14 protein-coding genes and 1 pseudogene are annotated in these 18,189 nt (G+C 47.6%); 6 read left to right on the top strand and 9 right to left on the bottom strand.

All coding sequences use genetic code 11. The features are described from left to right. Positions 1 to 134: 134 nt before the first annotated feature. The 3 genes from V8I28_RS05120 to V8I28_RS05110 all read right to left on the bottom strand — a co-directional run bounded on the left by V8I28_RS05120 (position 135) and on the right by V8I28_RS05110 (position 1,440). Complete coding sequence (locus tag V8I28_RS05120; protein WP_341779050.1) at positions 135 to 434, bottom strand: transposase; 300 nt, start codon at positions 432 to 434, stop codon at positions 135 to 137. 77 nt (positions 435 to 511) lie between these two features. Next, positions 512 to 679 carry a hypothetical protein gene (locus tag V8I28_RS05115; protein ID WP_341779049.1) on the bottom strand — a complete coding sequence of 56 codons (168 nt, stop codon included), beginning with the start codon at positions 677 to 679 and terminating at the stop codon, positions 512 to 514. A 218-nt stretch (positions 680 to 897) separates the two neighbouring features. Then, positions 898 to 1,440, bottom strand: coding sequence for a hypothetical protein (locus tag V8I28_RS05110; RefSeq protein WP_341779047.1), 543 nt, complete (start codon positions 1,438 to 1,440; stop codon positions 898 to 900). Positions 1,441 to 1,676: 236 nt separating this feature from the next. On the opposite strand from V8I28_RS05110, the gene V8I28_RS05105 reads away from it, so the two are divergent. Further along, positions 1,677 to 2,504 carry a DNA/RNA non-specific endonuclease gene (locus V8I28_RS05105; protein WP_341779045.1) on the top strand — a complete coding sequence of 276 codons (828 nt, stop codon included), beginning with the start codon at positions 1,677 to 1,679 and terminating at the stop codon, positions 2,502 to 2,504. A 60-nt stretch (positions 2,505 to 2,564) separates the two neighbouring features. On the opposite strand, the gene V8I28_RS05100 is transcribed toward V8I28_RS05105, so the two are convergent. After that, the gene (locus tag V8I28_RS05100; protein WP_341779044.1) at positions 2,565 to 2,720 is read right to left on the bottom strand and encodes a hypothetical protein; all 156 of its coding nucleotides are present in this window, start codon (positions 2,718 to 2,720) and stop codon (positions 2,565 to 2,567) included. A gap of 113 nt (positions 2,721 to 2,833) precedes the next feature. Between V8I28_RS05100 and cls the strand changes: the two genes are divergently transcribed. Next, positions 2,834 to 4,291 carry a cardiolipin synthase gene (gene cls / locus V8I28_RS05095; RefSeq protein WP_341779043.1) on the top strand — a complete coding sequence of 486 codons (1,458 nt, stop codon included), beginning with the start codon at positions 2,834 to 2,836 and terminating at the stop codon, positions 4,289 to 4,291. A 414-nt stretch (positions 4,292 to 4,705) separates the two neighbouring features. Here the strand turns inward: cls and V8I28_RS05090 are convergent, their stop codons facing one another. Then, positions 4,706 to 6,043 (bottom strand): gluconate:H+ symporter, encoded by a 1,338-nt coding sequence (locus V8I28_RS05090; RefSeq protein WP_341779042.1) that lies wholly within the window; start codon positions 6,041 to 6,043, stop codon positions 4,706 to 4,708. Positions 6,044 to 6,425: 382 nt separating this feature from the next. On the opposite strand from V8I28_RS05090, the gene V8I28_RS05085 reads away from it, so the two are divergent. Continuing rightward, on the top strand, positions 6,426 to 7,331 hold the full coding sequence (locus tag V8I28_RS05085; RefSeq protein WP_341779041.1) for a helix-turn-helix domain-containing protein: 906 nt from the start codon (positions 6,426 to 6,428) through the stop codon (positions 7,329 to 7,331). A gap of 184 nt (positions 7,332 to 7,515) precedes the next feature. Here V8I28_RS05085 and V8I28_RS13110 read toward each other — a convergent pair. Then, positions 7,516 to 8,477: pseudogene (locus V8I28_RS13110) on the bottom strand (IS30 family transposase). 660 nt (positions 8,478 to 9,137) lie between these two features. Between V8I28_RS13110 and V8I28_RS05070 the strand changes: the two are divergent. Beyond that, the gene (locus V8I28_RS05070) at positions 9,138 to 10,796 is read left to right on the top strand and encodes a glycoside hydrolase family 43 protein (RefSeq protein WP_341779038.1); all 1,659 of its coding nucleotides are present in this window, start codon (positions 9,138 to 9,140) and stop codon (positions 10,794 to 10,796) included. A gap of 452 nt (positions 10,797 to 11,248) precedes the next feature. Here V8I28_RS05070 and V8I28_RS05065 read toward each other — a convergent pair whose 3' ends face one another. Then, positions 11,249 to 11,770: a QueT transporter family protein gene (locus tag V8I28_RS05065; protein ID WP_445928184.1), complete on the bottom strand. Its 522-nt coding sequence runs from the start codon at positions 11,768 to 11,770 to the stop codon at positions 11,249 to 11,251. Positions 11,771 to 11,981: 211 nt separating this feature from the next. Between V8I28_RS05065 and V8I28_RS05060 the strand changes: the two genes are divergently transcribed. Further along, positions 11,982 to 15,077 carry a YfhO family protein gene (locus V8I28_RS05060; protein WP_341779037.1) on the top strand — a complete coding sequence of 1,032 codons (3,096 nt, stop codon included), beginning with the start codon at positions 11,982 to 11,984 and terminating at the stop codon, positions 15,075 to 15,077. Positions 15,078 to 15,168: 91 nt separating this feature from the next. Here the strand turns inward: V8I28_RS05060 and V8I28_RS05055 are convergent, their stop codons facing one another. Beyond that, the gene (locus tag V8I28_RS05055; protein ID WP_341779036.1) at positions 15,169 to 16,059 is read right to left on the bottom strand and encodes an NAD(P)H-binding protein; all 891 of its coding nucleotides are present in this window, start codon (positions 16,057 to 16,059) and stop codon (positions 15,169 to 15,171) included. A 118-nt stretch (positions 16,060 to 16,177) separates the two neighbouring features. Here V8I28_RS05055 and V8I28_RS05050 point away from each other — a divergent pair, with 118 nt between their 5' ends. Further along, complete coding sequence (locus V8I28_RS05050) at positions 16,178 to 16,786, top strand: TetR/AcrR family transcriptional regulator (protein ID WP_341779035.1); 609 nt, start codon at positions 16,178 to 16,180, stop codon at positions 16,784 to 16,786. A gap of 54 nt (positions 16,787 to 16,840) precedes the next feature. Here V8I28_RS05050 and V8I28_RS05045 read toward each other — a convergent pair whose 3' ends face one another. Then, complete coding sequence (locus V8I28_RS05045) at positions 16,841 to 18,151, bottom strand: NCS2 family permease (protein WP_341779034.1); 1,311 nt, start codon at positions 18,149 to 18,151, stop codon at positions 16,841 to 16,843. Positions 18,152 to 18,189: the final 38 nt, after the last annotated feature.

The raw sequence follows: 18,189 nt of genomic DNA, 5'->3' as shown, positions 1-18,189 counted from the left end.
GCAATTATTCAAGAAACTGAGACGGAAAATCACGAATATTTCTAATAATTTTATGTATTCGATAAGGTCTAGTGAATAGATTATAAAATAAAAAAATCGTCACTTTTCAGCAACGATTTTGGTCATTAACAAGATTAGTGGTGAAAAGGTCCGTGGTGCGGATGATCCGCGAGTGGGCGTGGTTGGCCATCGTGATGACCTGGCCGGAAGCGGTTGATTTGCAGTTGCTTCGTGCGTTCGCGTTCAATTTGCAATTGCTTCTTGAGTTGGCGATTTTTCCAGAATCCGTGGGCAACAACGGTGATGGGGATGATCTCCAACATCACCGTGGCTGGAATCAGCCAGGGATTCTCGTCAATCAGGTCGGCGAAACGGTGAATATCTTCCTGTTCGATCGGGGTAGCGACAGCCGTTAGACACTTATGTTTTAACATCAGAATCACGCTCCTTTAAGCCCTATCATAACCCAAAGTGAGAGCGCTGTCAGCCGTTGTGTTTCACGTGGAACAAACTAACGGTTTCGCCAATGGCTGATGAGATGTAGCACCCCGAGGACCGCCGCAATTCCCAGAACCGCCGTCTCTAGCATTGCGATGCCGCTGACGTGGCGAAACTGCTGATAAACGAGGACGCCACCGATCACCAATAGGCCACCGAGTGCCGGGAGAATATTTTTCATAAGACTGCCTCCAAATATAAAGAGTGAGACAAGCGGCGATTAGTTGGTGCGCATTAAGGCCGCAAACCGACTAACCTCGATTGGGAATGGCTTGGTTAGCAGTTTTAATCAGAACTGACTGCCGTTTTGGCCATTTAAAGGGGGTACGCAATTGTCTCAAAACCACAAAAAACGAGGCCATTAACTGGCCCCGTTTCAGATTACATGACTACCAAAGCTTAGTTGCCTACCTTGACCAGTACGGCCTTAGTGACATCGTTATCGATATCGCGCGAAATGTGGTAACCGGCGACCTTCAACTTCGTGGCCTTGTTCGTTCCAGTCAGGGTCTTCTTGACCGTGAACTTTTGGGTCATTGGAATGTCTGACAACTTACCCTTGAAGTTGATGACCGTGTTGTCACCCTTAGTCTTAAAGGTCGTGTTCAACACACCAGACTTGTTCAAGGCATCGGCCTTCTTAGCGGCGGCGTAAGTCTTATAGAATTTATTTACGTTGTAGACGGTCACCTTACCGTTCTTGTTGAACCGATAAGCTTCCATCCCGGAGTTACTCTTGGCGTTAACGGAACCGGTAACGTACCAGAGCTTCTTTGAGTTCGTCAACGTTGACTTAACGTCGGCTTTCTTGGTCGTTTTGTTTTTAAAACTAGCTTGTTGCGTGCTCCCCGATTTGCTACTCTTGCTGCTGCAGCCGGCTAAGCCAATGGTCAAAATGGCCAATAGGCTAAAGACGACGGTCAGTGTCCGGGTTTTCTTCATAATCCAATCACCTCATCAAAAATGATAACAGTTTTAGAGTCCGCGTACAAATAGCGTGCTCCCCGTCCCTCACACAGTATAGCATGCTGACCACGGTAAATTCTGATTTTCACCGTTAAAAAAACGTTAAGTTCCGATGACCATTGTGGGGAAGAACAAAAAGTTAAAGACAAACACATGTTCTTTTGGTAGAATGAAAGGCAGAAAGTATCGCGGATTTGAGAGGGGAATTGGATATGAGTAAACGGCACTATCATCGCGGTCGGCGGGGGAGTCGCCTGTCGATTTATGCGGCAATTTTACTGATTGCGATTGGGGCGATTGGCAGTCTGGGCAGTCAGGGCGACTCTACGGCCCGGCATTTAACCACGGCGGTTAACCGCGTGGTCGGGACCTCGTCTAGTCGGCAGTCGACGGAGAGTTCGGCGGTCAGCACGCCTAAGCAGTCAGTCGCCACCAAGGCACTGGCGCAGCAGAAATATACGGGGACCCAGATTGTGGCGGTGAACCACAACCGGCCAACCTTTACTGCGGCTCAGCTCTCCACGAAGAAGGGGGGCTGGGCGACGTACGGCACCCTAGACAGCCTGAACCGGGTGACGACGGCTAATGCCCTATTAAATAAAAAGTTGATGCCCACGGCCAAACGAGAGCCGCTCTACGTTAGTCCCACGGGATGGAAGAACAAGCCCTACACGGTAAATGGCAAACGGGGCTACCTCTACAATCGGAGCCACTTGATTGGCTACCAGTTGACGGGGCAGAATAATAACCTGAAGAATCTGATGACCGGGACCCGCTCATTAAACGATCCGGGGATGACGGCCTATGAGAATCCCGTGGCGAGCTTCCTCAAGAGCCATCCTAGCGATTACGTGCGTTACCAGGTGGAGCCGGTTTTCCGGGGTAACGAGCTCGTCGCCCGGGGGGTTCACATGCAGGCACAGTCGGTGGGGAGTAAGGGCATTTCCTACAATGTCTACATTTTCAATATTCAGGCAGGTGTGAAGATTAACTACAGTACCGGGACCAGTCAGTATGGGAATCCGGCAGCTGCCTTTTAAGGCGCAACAACTAACGGGACGGTCCACCAAGATTAAGCGGTGGGCCGTCCCGTTTGCTAGTTAGCGGCGGTTCATGTAGCGATAGATGAGAAATAACACGAGGCCCACAATCAGGATGGTGCCAATCATGGGATTCTCGCGAAAAATCCAATGGAAAATGCGGACGGAATGGACACCGTGTAAACCGCCGAGTAAAGTCGAAAATTGCGTAAACATAGCTGACCTCCAAGTGATGGGTTGTCGTTATCCGGAAAAAATTAAAAAAAAGTAAAGACATTTGAATGAATTGGGGTATGATAAAAAAGACAGAGAGCAGAGGAGGGTTTCCCGTGAGCGTGAATTATATGCTGATCTTTGAAATTGTCGTGGTGATTAACGCAGCTTTGGCATTCGTCACGGTATTTCGAGAAAAGCGCGATATTGCTGCAACCTGGGCCTGGATGTTGGTGCTGGTCTTACTGCCGGTCGTGGGCTTTATTGCCTACGCCTTTATTGGCCGAAAACTTCCCAAGGGCCGTATGTTTCGGTTGCAACACCAAGTGGCCGTTCAGCTCAATGAGCGGTTAACCCAGCAGCGCGAGCAGTTGGGAACCGAGATTATGCCGGCCGATAAGATTAGCCATTCGGTCATTAACATGGTTAATATGTTTATGGAAACGGACCAGGCATTCTTGGCGCGGAAGAATCGAGTGAAGATTTATACGGATGGCCACGACCTCTTCCATACCATGCTGGAGGATATTGAGCGGGCCCATTCCAGTATTCATATTGAATTTTACACCTTTTATAACGATAAGATTGGAAATGAGATTTTAAACTTGTTGGTTAAGAAGGCGGCGGCCGGCGTAGAGGTTCGCGTGATTTACGATCCCTGGGGGTCAATGGGGACGTGGAAGAGCTTCTTCAAGCCACTGATGGCGGTGGGTGGCCACGTTGAGCCGTTCCTGGGAACGCGTTCGGCCGTGATTGACTTTCGGCTGAACTTCCGGGATCACCGAAAGATTGTGACGATTGACGGCCAAGTGGGCTACGTGGGTGGCTTTAACATCGGCGACCAGTACCTGGGCCGGAAAGAGAAGTTCGGTTATTGGCGAGATACGCATTTGAGAATTGTGGGGTCCGGCGTCTTTTCCCTGCAGGCCCGGTTCATGCTGGACTGGAATGCCACAGATAAGGATCATCCGTTTAACGACCGTAAGATTGATACGCGTTATTTCCCACTGAGCAAGGTGAAGGGCAATACTAGCCTGCAGATTGTATCCAGTGGTCCGGATTCGGATTTACAGCAGATTAAGATGGGTTACATGCGCCTGATTCAGACGGCGGAAAAGACCTTGTGGATTCAGACGCCTTATCTGATTCCAGACGATAGTGTGTTGGACTCCCTGCGGATTGCGGCGATGGCCGGGATTGACGTTCGGATTATGATTCCGGATAAGCCGGACCACGCCTTCGTTTACCGGGCAACGCAGTATTACGCGCGCCAGCTGGCCGATGACGGCGTGAAGATTTACTACTATCATAATGGGTTTATTCATGCCAAGACGATTGTGGTGGACGGGCGGATTGCTTCGGTGGGGTCCGCGAACATGGACTATCGGAGTTTTAAATTAAACTTCGAAATTAACGCCTTCATTTACGATGAGGGGATAGCCTGCCAATTGGAGAATATCTTTGAACAGGATATGACCCATAGCGAGTTGATTACGCCAGAGATGTTCGATGACCAGTCGTTGTATTTGAAATTTAAACAGACCGCGTCCCGGTTACTATCACCAATTTTATAATCAGTTAGCGCCATGCAAATTAAATGAAAATTTGCATGGCGCTTTATGGTTTTTGAGGGTAATTGATTCTTGTAAGCACGATCTCTTATTTTTGAGATTTAGCGTAGGCCATTTTCGTTGTGAATCGGTGCCGACTGCTGTATGCTGGAAATGGTAAACTGACTAAAATTCGGGTATTCCGAAAATGAGAATGCCGGTGTGATAGGGATTGTTTAGTGTATTCCCCACAGGTGTGGGGGTGATCCTATCGGGCACTCCGAAGGGATGGCTTCTATCAAATATTCCCTACAGAATGTGGGGTATTAAGCAGTTCAAAAAGCATCCAGCCATTGTATCCAAGGGCTGAATGCTTTTACATACCGATTGTATTTGGTATGGTTTGATACGCTGTTTACTGATACATATTATTCAAAGTTAGTGGATAAAGACGCTAATTAAAAGAACCATCAATAAGCCTACGAAAGAATTGACGAATTCCAGGAGGCCCCAAGTTTTGAAGGTGTCTTTTAGTGAGATGCCAAACGATTGCTGATAAAGTAAGAATCCACCGTCATACATGAGGGTGGTGGTATTACTCCCACAGGCACACGCTAGCATCATTAGTGCAGGATTAACGTGGAAAGCTACAACCATGGGGGCGACAATACCAGCTGCGGTAATTGCAGAGACCGCACCTTGTCCTGTCATTAAGCGAATCAATACGGTGATAACCCAGGCTAAAATTAGCGGTGAAATATTAGTATGACCGACTAGATCAACAATTTTGCTACCAATGCCGCTGTCAATAATAACTTCCTTCATGACACCACCAGCAGCGATAACCATTAAGACGTTAGAGATACCAGCAATGGCACTGGTCATGTGATCTGAAATTTGCTTACCTGACATACCCCGACGGTAACCAAATAGAACCATTGCAGTGATTACCGTAATTAGCATGCTGATTTCAGCGCTACCAATAAAGCTGGAAAATTTAAAGATCCAGCTACTGGAAGCGGATAGTGACTTTGCTAAAGAAGCACAAATGATAATAATGGCTGGAAGCAAAGGAATAATAATACTGGTTCTGAAACTTGGCAGGTCGCTGGCTGCTCTTTTTGGTGCTGGTTTCATAACGTTACCAAGTGGCATATCTGCTAGGCCAGGAATGAAGCGTTGAATGAGAACTCCTGAACAAATGATTGTGGGGATAATAACGATAAGTCCTAGAATGTAAACTTGAGAAATATCAGCATGAAAGGCTGTGACTAAAGCCATTGGACCAGGCTGAGGTGGAAAAATACTATGTCCCATGGTAGCCCCAGCAATTGTCGGAATTACTAATTTCATGTAAGGAATTTTAGCCTCTTTAGCAATGCTAATGACTAGAGGCATGGTGATTAAAAAGGCTACCTCGTAAAACATGGACATCCCAAAGATAGTCCCAATAATTAGTAAAGCGTAAGGTAGCATTTTACGGCCCATGGCATGAACGATTGTGTCCGCAATTTGTTGTGATGCTCCTGATTCAGTCATCATTTTGCCGATGATTGCACCGAAAATAACGATTAGCAGCAACGATGACATGACGCTGCCAATTCCTTCTTCGATTGTTGTGGCAATTTTTACAAGGGGTAGTCCTTCAGCAAAGGCAATAAAGAGTCCGGAAACTAAAAGTGCAATAATATTATGTACTTTAGTCTTAACAATTAAGAAGACTAAAAGTAAGATACCAATAACAACCCACAAAAGTGCGAGTAGATCAGCTGCCATAAAAATCCCTCCTATTTGTATATGTCAAACAGATATATCAGTAAACGTATACATGGTAACATTGAAAGCGGTTTATTACAATGAAAGCGGATGAAATATCATTATTTGACAAAATTAGTCGACTAATTATTTTTGTTTACTATATTAAGATAAATATTTAAGGAAAACTTGCATATCAGTATCAAGAATAATTAGTTAACTAGATCAACTAGTTCTTATATACAACTTTTAAAAATAACTTGATGTATTAATTCCGTTTTCTTCAGATTTGATGCTTAAACTATAGAGGTTAGTTGTTTATTTTTACCAACTCGGAAGGTATAATAATAGCGTGACTATAAAGCGGTTACATTAAAGTTGAAATATTCAGGGAGGTCTTAACATGAAGCGGTTTGTTTCATTGCCGGTTGTAGACTCTAGCCTATATCTGTTTGGTGGTCATATGAGAACGGTTCCTGGTGGATGGCAATTTTTTGAGCAGAAGCATCAGATGTTTGAGCTAATGGTTGTTGTTGATGGTCGTCAAACTACAGAAATTAAAAACTTAATTACATATGATTATGGTGCGGGTGATGCTATAATTATTTCTCCAGGAACGGTTCATACTAATCAAAATAGTAGTTTGGATCAGTCTATGACGTATATCTGTTTTCATTTTAATATCGAAAACTTAGCATTGAAGTCGGAGATTATTGGAAAGATTGCGAATACTGTTATTTCATCTGATCAGCCTATTGCGAAATCAGCGGTACGGACTGCAAAAAAAATGGTGGCTTATAGCGCTAATCATTCTCTGAGTAAGGAACAGATTAACTTAAAAATTCAGATTACAGTTTTAGAATTTTTCTATGATTTGACAGAAGAATTGCGAGATTATAAAGCTCATAAGAAGATTTATTATTCAGAGAATGAGGCGAAAACGAGTCGGCAGATTGCAACCTTGATTAAAAGAAATATTGAACGTGAAGAGGTAAAAAGCTTCACATTTGGGGATGTGTGTCAAAAGATTGGAATTAGTTGTGGTTACGGTCATAGAACTTTTAAAAAAGTCTATGGTATTACCCCACTACACTATATAGAAAGTCAAAAGTATAATAAAGCAAAGATGCTACTGGGGTCTCCGGAACGTTCTATTGAGGATGTAGCAGATTTAGTGGGAGCAAGTAGTGTGTCGAATTTTAGTAAGCAATTTAAAAAATGGTCCGGTACAACGCCGAGCAAGTATCAACGTCAAATGAAGCAAAAACGTCGGGTTAGGACTGTTAAGGGGAGTGGTTATTTCGAATGAAAACATATGATTCATATGCAGTCTTTATCAAATTACCCGGATTTAAAATCGAAGTGCAACACCAACTAGAGCAAACAAATAGGCCATGGAGATGTCAATAACGGTTCAAAATTGTAGGAAAATGGCGGTTAAGAAATGTAGGTTTTTGGCGGTCAATTTGTAGCTTTTAGGCGGAGGCGAATTGTCAAACCAAGTGCAACGCTTTATCAAATAAAGTTTCCTTAAAGGTACGATAGTTTAAAGCCTTCTTGGGTCGGCGATTCAGTTGCTTCTGGCGTTGTCTAACTTCAGCTAGAGTTCGATTACCCAGGTGCTTTCCTTTGGGGAAGTATTCTCGGATTAAACCGTTAGTGTTTTCATTAGTCCCACGCTGTTCTGGTGAATATGGATCAGGCCAGTAGATCATCACCTTCAGGCCATCACGAATATCTGCGAGTTGTAAAAACTCTGTGCCGTGCTCTGGTGTGATTGACAAGACAAACTCTTTAGGAATAGCGCCTGATTTATCAGCTTGGCATCCTTATGTGGTGCTTTAATCATCAACGTGTACCGTGTCTTACGATCAACGGCAGTTACTAAGACTTCTTCGCCAATTTTACCTTGGACGGTATCTAGTTTCTGGTCACCAATTCATCAGCGCTTATTGATAAATTTAGGACGTTCGTAGATAGAGAGATAACCCACTTTATGTTCGCGATGCTTGCGGTCTCCCGGATGATGTCGTTGACGCTCACGATGTCTTAGGCAACGGCGAATTCCCGTGTCACCATGCGAAGTGAAGTGTTGATTAAGGTTGTGTTGTTCGTCGATAGATGGTGTTATGGCTGATACCAGGCTTATCTTCTATCTTTAAGCGATTGGCGATCTGCTGGGGTGACCAGTGGTACTTAGTGATGAGATCAACGACTTTTTACGTAGTTTTGGAGACTGATCAAGTAATCTAGGCTTGTGGCAATTATGGTGGTTGTCTTGATATTTTTTCTGAGCTTTAGACGGCGAGTAGTGTCCTTTTAATCGTTTCAATTCTCTTGAAGTGGAACTCGGTGAACGCCGTAATCTCCAGGCTATGTCACTAATTGATATCTCTTCAGCTGAAAGCTCTAGAATACTTTCTCGTTCATTTATGGTGAGACGATGATAGCTCATAGCGGGTACAATTACTTTTCTTGATCGTTAAGTAATTGTACCCGCTATGGGCCTTTTTATTCAATTAGTGTTGCACTTCAACTATAAATTCGTCCACAAAATTAATTATAAAAAATGAAGCTGATGTTAGCTAAATTTAAGCTCGTATTAAAATTATCCCGAATATTAAAGGCCATAAAACAACTAAAAGTAGTCACAAAATAAGATAGATATTGGAACTGAAAACGATTACAATTGCTTTTGTGATTAACTGGAACAGTGTGATTTTGATTTTCTTATATCGCTGATGATATCTGACATTAACAGTATAAGGAAGGGTAGAGATAAAGATTATAATCGACTAAGAAAACGTAATTTCACTTATCTAGCAAGCCCTAATTGTGTAATCATGATACAGAAGTTCGTTTTCGATATAAGGTTGGAATAGGAATTGTTCAAAATGTAATTATGATCGATACTAATAGCATTGATTAATAGGCTTAAGGCATTGGTTACCAATCATCTTGGCCTTAGTCGCAATGTGGATCATGAGTAAGTACACCTTGTCCGATGCCGACGTTAAGAAGATGAACGAAGAGCTTAACGCTGAACGGAAGGCAAACGAAGTCTAGGTCACAAGCTTTTATTCATACATTTTGTTAAGGAAAGGAAGATTCTTTTATGAAGATTCAAAACCCCGTTTTACCTGGTTTTAACGCGGATCCTAGCATGATTCGAGTTGGCGACACGTATTACATTGCGAACTCAACGTTTGAATGGTTCCCTGGTGTTCGGCTGCATGAATCCAAGGACATGGTTCACTGGAACTTGTTACCATCACCACTGTCAACCACGAAGCTGTTGGATATGGTCGGCAACCCCGCTTCCGGTGGGATTTGGGCACCAGATCTGAGCTACGCTGATGGCAAGTTCTGGTTGATTTACACCGATGTTAAGATTACGGATGGTCCTTTCAAGGACATGACCAACTACTTAACGACGGCTACGGATATTCGCGGACCGTGGACCGACCCAATCAAGGTTAACGGTGTTGGGTTTGATGCTTCCTTATTCCACGATGACGATGGGCGCAAGTACCTGGTTCAACAGACCTGGGATCACCGTGAATACCACCATCCATTTGATGGGATTACCTTGACCGAATTCGATACGGACACGATGCAACTGAAGCCAGAAACGGCACGGAACATTTACAACGGGACCGATGTTAAGTTGGTTGAAGGGCCACATCTGTACAAGATCAATGATTACTACTACTTGTTCGCTGCTCAAGGTGGGACCGTCTTTACCCACCAAGAAGTTGTGGCACGTTCCAAGACGCTGGACAAGTTATCCTTCGAAAGCGAACCGGATGGCCCATTCATCACCAACATGGATACGCCGGACTTCTACTTACAAAAGCAAGGTCACGGTGCCCTGGTTAACACACCAGGCGGCGAATGGTACTACGCTTCCTTGGTATCTCGTCCTTGGAACCACAAGAACGAATCTGCTTATGATCCACGTGGGTGGAGTACGCTTGGTCGTGAAACGTCTATTCAAAAGGTTGAATGGGACGATGCCGGTTGGCCACGCGTTGTCGGCGGCCATGGTGGTCAAGTCGAGGTTGAAGCCCCTAAGGATGCCATCTTGACTAAGGCACCTAAGGATCACTCACAACACGATGAATTCGACAAGTCAGAATTAGACTTGAACTGGAACACCTTGCGGCAACCATTTACCAAGAAATTGGGGACGGTTGGCAACGGCGAATTGAAGTTAGTGGGTAACCAATCCTTATCCAGCACCTTCGATGTTTCCTATGTTGCTCGGCGTTGGCAAGCCTTCAACTTCGATGCAGAAACTAAGGTCAAATTCGATCCATTTACGTATCAACAAATGGCTGGTTTGGCTAACTTCTACAACGACAAGCACTATTCTTCAATCTTCATCACTTGGGATGAGAAGAAGGGTCACGTCATCGAAGTTGCTCAAAACGATAACAACAACTACACGTCTTACTTGAAGGATGACGCGATTGCCATTCCTGAAGGTACCGAATACGTTTGGTTCCGGACGAAGGTTCGCAAGCAATCTTACACTTACGAATACTCATTTGATGGCAAGAAGTGGGAAACGGTTCCGGTTGAATTGGATGCCGCTATTCTCTCCGACGATTATGTTCTGCAAACTTCTGGTGGCTTCTTTACCGGGGCCTTCGTGGGACTGTACGCCGTCGACTACGCCGGTTACGGCCAAGTCGCAACGTTCGATCACTTCGATTACCAAGAATTGCCAGACAACGTTGCTGCGGAAGACAAGTTAGTTTCCGAAAGCTAATCGTTGGCAGTTCCCATAATGGGGTGTATGATGGCGTTAAAGTTGAGCATAGCTGAGCCGGATTGAGACCGTTACGTCGGTCGGTTCGGCGATTCCCAACTGACGCTGGCAACAGAAGAGTATGTTAATATGTAGTGAAAGTCCCGTCGATTACTCGGCGGGACTTTTGCTATCTCGGATGAACCCGTGATTGGTGTAAATGACTGACGGTCGCTAATCTTACTGTTGGTTTGGGGTTGATTATGACTTTACAGGATTGACCAGCGAAAAGCGAGGAAGTTGCCTCACTTTCGTTTTACCCATTTAGTAGTCGTTTCGACGGATAAATACGAGATTAAATTGATCGCGGGAGCTTTCTTTAGGCGAGACGACGACCATCTGGTAAGCTGAGTGCAATCGCAAAGATCCGCTGAACAACACCTTTGGCGGTGATGCCCAGCGGATTGAGACGCTTATTTAGTAAAGTCAATCTTTAAGCTAAGTAAGAAGACCAGAACGCCACCGACGATCATGCTGACACATTCGCCGATGCCGATGGACAGCCAATTAGCCCAAAAAGTTGGCCAGAAAGCCGTTTTGGCCACGATGGCAATCTCCCAAGCAATCATACACATGAAGAAGACGGCCACCACGGTATTTAGCGCCATTTGGGCAATGCGATTGTGAACCACGCGGCTCAACCCGTACATGACCAGCAGGGCCAGTAGAGTTTGCAGGGTCCCCGTCGCAATATCTAAAATTCCCAACGGTGAGGCAATCACGTTGGCAATGAAGACGCCCAAAGTTACGGCGACAATGTAGCGCTTGTTGAAGCTGGCGAGGTGGTTAAACATCTCGGACAGCCGCACTTGCACGACGCCAAAGCTAAAGGCCGCCAAGACCGTCGTAACCACGACGTAGAGTGCAGCGACTAGGGCCGCTAGTACCATCCCACGGGTACCATCGATTCCTAGAAAACTTTTCTTAGAATTCACGAGAAATTCCTTCCTTTGCTAATTATTCGATTTTTGGAGCTGTTGTAAGGTTACCGCAAATTGGCCGGTTTGGCAAAACCTGTTTCACATGAAACATTACAATGCCGTATCGTTTGCCGAGAATGATTGACACGGTCCGCGGAGGTTTGTAAATTGGAAGCATAGGGTCCACTAGGGCCGCTTAAAATCGTAGGTTATGGGAGGTCTCATCATGAAAATCGCACACCACCAATGGCCGCTGTGGGCCCTGTATACTCTGGCGTTCGTGGTGATTGCGGCGTTTAGCTTTGGGGTGTTTATCATGGCTAATCGTACGTTAATTTGGAATATGGATGGTGTGACCCAACACTATCCGTTAATGTTAGAGTTTCATCGCTTACTGGCGAAGTCCGGCTTGGCGGGAGTTACCGGGTGGTCGTGGACGCTGGGCCTCGGGGCCGATCAGCTCACTACACTGGCTTATTACGTTCTGGGCGACCCCTTCGCCTATTTATTGGCCCTATTGCCCACGCATCTCATGGAGGCCGGCTATGGCTGGTTTATTATTTTGCGGTTATATGCTTCCGGATTGGCCTTTCTGGTCTTTGTTCGGGGCTATGCCTTTAAGCCGCTTAGCCAATTGGTCGGGGCCTTAACCTATGCCTTTGCGGGGTATTCCCTCATGATTGGCGTGCACCATCCCTTCTTTATCATGCCCATGATTTGGCTACCCCTATTGTTCTGGGGAATTGACCGAGTTCTACGGGGACAGGGCTGGGCCACGCTGGGTGTGCTGACCGGATTGACGGTTCTTAGTAACTTTTACTTTGCTTACATACTGGGCTTGGGGAGTCTCATCTATGCCGTGATTCGCCACTGGGATTTGCGACAGCAGGGCCAGGTTATGGTTAAACGAGGCCGTTTGATTGGCCGACTCCTCCTAGCCGCCGCGGCCGGTTTACTCCTGGCCGGCATCTTACTCGTGCCGTCAATTCTGATGATGTTGGGGTCAACGCGAACCGGCACCGTCTTTGCTAACGGTCTGTGGCTGTATCCGGCGAGCTATTATTTGAAGCTAGGAAATGCCGTGCTAACGACCGGTAATGCGCTGAGTTATTGGGCAGTCCTGGGAATGACGGGCTTTTCTTTTCTCGGCTGTGTCTACACGCTGGTTCATTGGAAACGACAACGGGCATTGGCCGGCACCCTCGTGTTGGTCGCCATCGGGCTGATTTTTCCGGCGGTCGCGGCATTCTTTAATGTTCTATCAACCCCGTCGAATCGGTGGCTACTCCTGGCAACGATTCCGTTTGGCCTAGCGACCATGGTCCTGATGGATCACGTGACAGCCTTGACGCCGGTGGACCGGTGGTGGTTAACCGGTAGTACGGCGGCCCTCCTAGCCATCGTGTATTTGAGCAACGGCTTCGTCTTTAGTAATCCGGCCCGTAACCTCATCACGTATGGTTTACTACTGGCCATGACCGTCGTTTTAGTGGGGAGTGCCCAACAACCGCCGCGCGTGACGCTTGTGCTGGTAGGGAGTCTACTCGGCCTTAATCTGATCAACAACGCTTGGGGGTATTACAACCCTAATGCCAGCCAGCAGGCCACCCAACAGTTACGTAAGGGTGATGCCACCAAGTATATTCAAGACTATTACGACGGGGCCGAACGATCGCTGCAACGGGACCGCAACTTCTCGCGAGTCAATACTTCGCCAAACTTTAACCTCTTTCGAACGGTTGGCAATAACATGGAAATGGCACACAACCTCCATGGGACTATGTCGTATTTCTCCGTGCAGAATGGGGCGGTTGGCCAATTCAGTCGCGATATTCAAAATTCGGCGTACGCCATGAATTCGCCCATCGGCCAAGGTGATAATCGCTCAACCTTGAATCATTTACTCGGAGTCAAGACCATCTTTGCCAGAGAAGATCAGGTGGCTAATCACGCCGCGCTACCTTACGGCTATCGCGCGACGAAGAAGGTCTATCCTGAGCAGTCGGTCTATGGCTTGTCGAATGGTGAGGGCACACAGAAATTAACCACGTCGCTGGCTTTCCCGCTGGTATACACGCAACCACAAGCGCTGACGGAACGCCAGTGGCGACGATTATCGCCGGTAAATCGGGAGCGGAGCCTCACCCAGGGGGCGGTGACGCCGACCAAGGTGGCCGGTGTCGACAAGACCGCTTACCGTTCACCCGCCCGGCAACTGGGATACACGGTGACCGCGGACGCCGTACCGGTTATCGATAGCCCCAATAAGGTGGTTCAGTACCGGTTACAGCAAGCACTTGCCGGCCAAAAGAAGGGCCTCAATGACAAGCAGCTCGATCTTTACGGCCGGTCCCTTCAATTACCACAATTACCGGTCGATCAGAATGGCTTGATCAGTGCCAAAAATGAACAAAAATACGCTCAACAGGTACGGTTGAATCACAACCGGACGGCTTTGGATCGGGTGTTGACCGCTAATCAACAGATCTTGCAGGACACGGCCACGATTAATCAGCGTGGCCTACGTCAGATGACCAGTGATGCGCAGGGCCATCAGATTAAATACACGCTCACGCTTAAACGACCGAAGCGCGCGCAGGGCACGGAACTTTATTTGGCGTTGGATGGGATTAGTGCTAAACGCCTAACCACGGCGGCCCAGCTGAAGGCCCAGGATAATACCAGTATTTTGGGCAATACGCCCCGTTCTGACCTGACCAAACTCAACGATTGGCGAACGGCCGTCCGGAATCCGGATATGGGGGACTATTGGTTGCGGGTGAAGACGCGAAATAATACGACGAGTTTTTCCCAGTTTGGGATTGATAATTTATCGGACTATGAGCCCAAACACCAGATGCTGCTGAACCTGGGCTATTCTAAGCAACGGCGCCAAACGATTGATTTGACGTTTAACGCCACCCGCCAGATTGATTTCAAGTCGGTTAAGCTGATCGCCATGCCCTATGGTGCGGCGTATAACCGGCGGGTCCACGCGCTTCAACAGCGGGGCTTGAAGAATGCCACGGTCAGTGCCAATCGGGTTACGGGGAATTTGCACACGACCCGCACGAGTATCATGACCACCTCGATTCCGTATTCAAAAGGTTGGCGGTTGAAAGTGGATGGCCAATCCGTGAAGACACAGCGGGTCAACGATGGCTTTGTGGGTGCTAAATTAACGGCCGGTGTGCACCACATCCAGCTCACGTATCGGACGCCGGGCTTTATTTTGGGAAGCTGGCTATCCGGCGTAGGCTTCGTGATTCTGGCGGTAGCCGGCAGTTGGCGCTGGTGGCACCGGCCACAACGACGACATTGAAATAACCCGGGAAATTTCGTGCGTGAAATTTCCCGGGTTATTTTTAGATTTGGGATGAAAGATCGTTGGTTACGGCCTAGCCGGTGATCAGCTAGGCTTGGCGATAAGCCTGGGCAAAGGTTACCGCAAAATCGGTTAATTTAGTTGGCCCCAGTTGAGGGTGGTGTGCGCGATAGTCGGCATAAAAATCATGTTCCCGCTCGTAAGCCAGCATTTTGACATACTGCGTCGTGAAGGCTGCTGGCATGCCACCGGCAATTAGGTTGCGGGTCATGGTGGCATCGTCAATCTGAACGGCCTTCAAGTCGGGGAGCGCCAGTGCCTGACCTAAAATACTGGCAATTTCGGTATAACTTCGCTCATCGCTGGCAATATATTGGCTAGTCACGCCAGGTTGTGGGGCAGTTAGTGCTTGTGTCGCGATGGGGACAATGTCAGCGGGAGCGACCCATGACCCACGCTTGGTTAAGCTGTTGTTGGTATAAATGACGTGATCGCGCTTGATGCTCTGAAGACTACCGAAGAGATTGTAGAACATACCGGTTGGTCGGAGAAAAGTGAGGTTGACTCCTGGGAGCTCCTGGGTCAAGACCCCTTCAATCACGTTGTAGATGTGTAGCGCCCCTACTTCAGGACCGAGGTTGGCGCCGACGCTGCTGAGATTAACGACGCGCTGGACACCAGCCGCTTTTACGGCGTTGGCGTAGGTGGTGGCTTGACGCTTTCCAGCTGTAAAGAGGTCACCTTGTCCGCCGGTAGCATTGGTAATCATAAGGTAGACAGCATCTGCCCCGGTAAATGTCGCGGTCAGAAAGTCCAGATCATCGATACGACCAATTGCTGGAGTGGCGCCGAGTGCGGTGATTTCGTCGGCTCGCGCGGCGGTGTGACTAATGACGGTAACGGTGTGACCGATGGCAATTAATTTTTGCGCCAATGGACGGCTAATGTGGCCCAGCGAACCAGTTAAGATAATTTTCATGTGCTGATCTTCTTTCATAAAGTATAAGTCTATCTTTTAAGTGAGTTCATTATAAGAGATAGACTTATACTTTGTCAACTGGTAAACTGAATAAAAAGACACGGGGAGGTTGCAACAGATGAAGGTTAAAGATGAGCAGAAGTACGATCGGCTTTTACAGGCAGCGGTTCACGTGTTGGCTACGGTTGGATTGGCGGGATTTTCAACCACCAAAGTTGCTAAGCAAGCGGGAATTCCGCAATCAAATCTCTATATTTATTTTAAAAATAAGCAGGCACTCTTGCTGGCGGTTTTTCGGTTGGCGGTTCACGCAGAAAGCGTGGCGGCTACAGCGTCATTAAAAACAGAGATGGCGGTGATTGATCAGCTTACGGCCAGTATTCAGGGAATCTATCGGTTTGCGCTGGACCAACCGGAATTCGTGACGGTGATTCAGTTGTTACTGGATGATGGGCAGCTGAAGGCTAAATTGTCGATGAAGGCCAACGACCCAGCCAATCAACAGATTCAGCGGTTGTTACGTACGGGCGTAGAACGGCAGATATTGCGGTCGGTTGACTTAAATTTCCATCGGTACTTTCTCACACGACCGGTATTTCATTTTGCCCAAGGGGTTCGTGCCGGCTTGTATGCGGATACGCCGGCGGAATTGGCTACCGTCACGACCATGATTATGGCGGCGGTACTACAACCGGCCGTCTATCAAGAGTGGGTGCGGATAAAGTAAAAAGCGTGCTGACATCCCATGAAGGCGATGGTCAGCACGCTTTTTTAATTAGGATTAATCGGCGTTTAAGATCCACAAGAAGAGGATGAAGACGACCGCTAAGCCGTACATCATGGGTCCAACTTCCTTGCCACGCTTGGCGGCAATCATGGTCAGCGGGTACGTGATAAAGCCCAGGGCAATCCCATCCGAGATGCTGTAAGTCAGCGGCATCCCCAAGACGATGAGGAAGGCCGGTGCGGCAACCTCGAACTTTTCCCAGTGAATGTTCTTTAAGGATTGAGCCATCAGGACACCCACGATGATCAGGGCTGGTGCGGTAACCTGATTGGTGACCACGGCCAGCAAGGGGGAGAAGAAGGCTCCCAAGACGAAGAGAACAGCCGTTACAATCGCGGTGAAACCGGAACGGCCTCCCACAGCGATCCCCGCGGAAGATTCCACGAAGGCGCCCATGGGTGAGGTTCCCAGTAAAGAACCGGCCACCATCGTGGTGGAATCGGCCATCAGTGCCTTACCGATTCGCGGAATCTTGTTGTTCTTGACCAAACCGGCTTGTTCGGCCAGCCCGACCAACGTCCCGGTCGTGTCGAAGAACGTGACCAACAGGAAGGTTAGGACCACAACGATTAATTGTAAGGAGTTAATGCTTCCCACGTGGGTCAGCCCGACCATGAACGTGGAGCTGATGCTAGGAATACCGGCAACGATGTGTGCGGGCATGGGAATCAAACCGGTGATTAAACCCAATACGGAGTTGGCAACCATGCCGATAAAGATGGCACCGGGAACCTTGGCACTCATCAGAATTAACGTAACCAATAGGCCGAAGATGGTGAGCCAGGTGCTCCCGACTTGTAAGGACCCAAGGGTAACGACCGTTGACTTGTCGGCGGTAACTAGCCCGCCTTGGCTCAGACCGATAAAGGCGATAAACAGCCCAATACCGGCGCTAATGGCCATCTTTAAGTCGCGAGGAATGGCGTCTACGACCTTTTCTCGTAACTTGAAGGCCGTCAAAATCATAAAGAGAATCGAGGCAACGAAGACGCCCGCTAAGGCCGTTTGCCAAGGCACCTTCATGCCAATAACCACGGAGTAAGCGAAGAAGGCGTTGATCCCGAGACTGGCGGAAATGGCGATGGGATAGTTAGCTAAAATTCCCATCAAGGCACAACCGAAGGCGGAAGCAAAGGCCGTGGCGGTGAAGACCGCCCCCTGGCTGATGCCGGAAGCGCCTAAAACCTGTGGATTCACGAACAGGATGTAGGCCATCGAAACGAAGGTCGTAATCCCGGCTAAAATTTCTGTTTTATAATTTGTCCCTAATTCCTCAAACTGAAAAAATTTGGCAATTCTCTGCATCGTATGCGCTCCCTTAAACATAGTAGACCCGAACGTTC

This window comes from Levilactobacillus sp. HBUAS70063, from assembly GCF_038374745.1.
Lineage (GTDB): Bacteria > Bacillota > Bacilli > Lactobacillales > Lactobacillaceae > Levilactobacillus.
The sequence above is the reverse complement of the archived record's forward strand: the minus strand, read 5'-3'. Positions and strand labels throughout refer to the sequence as shown.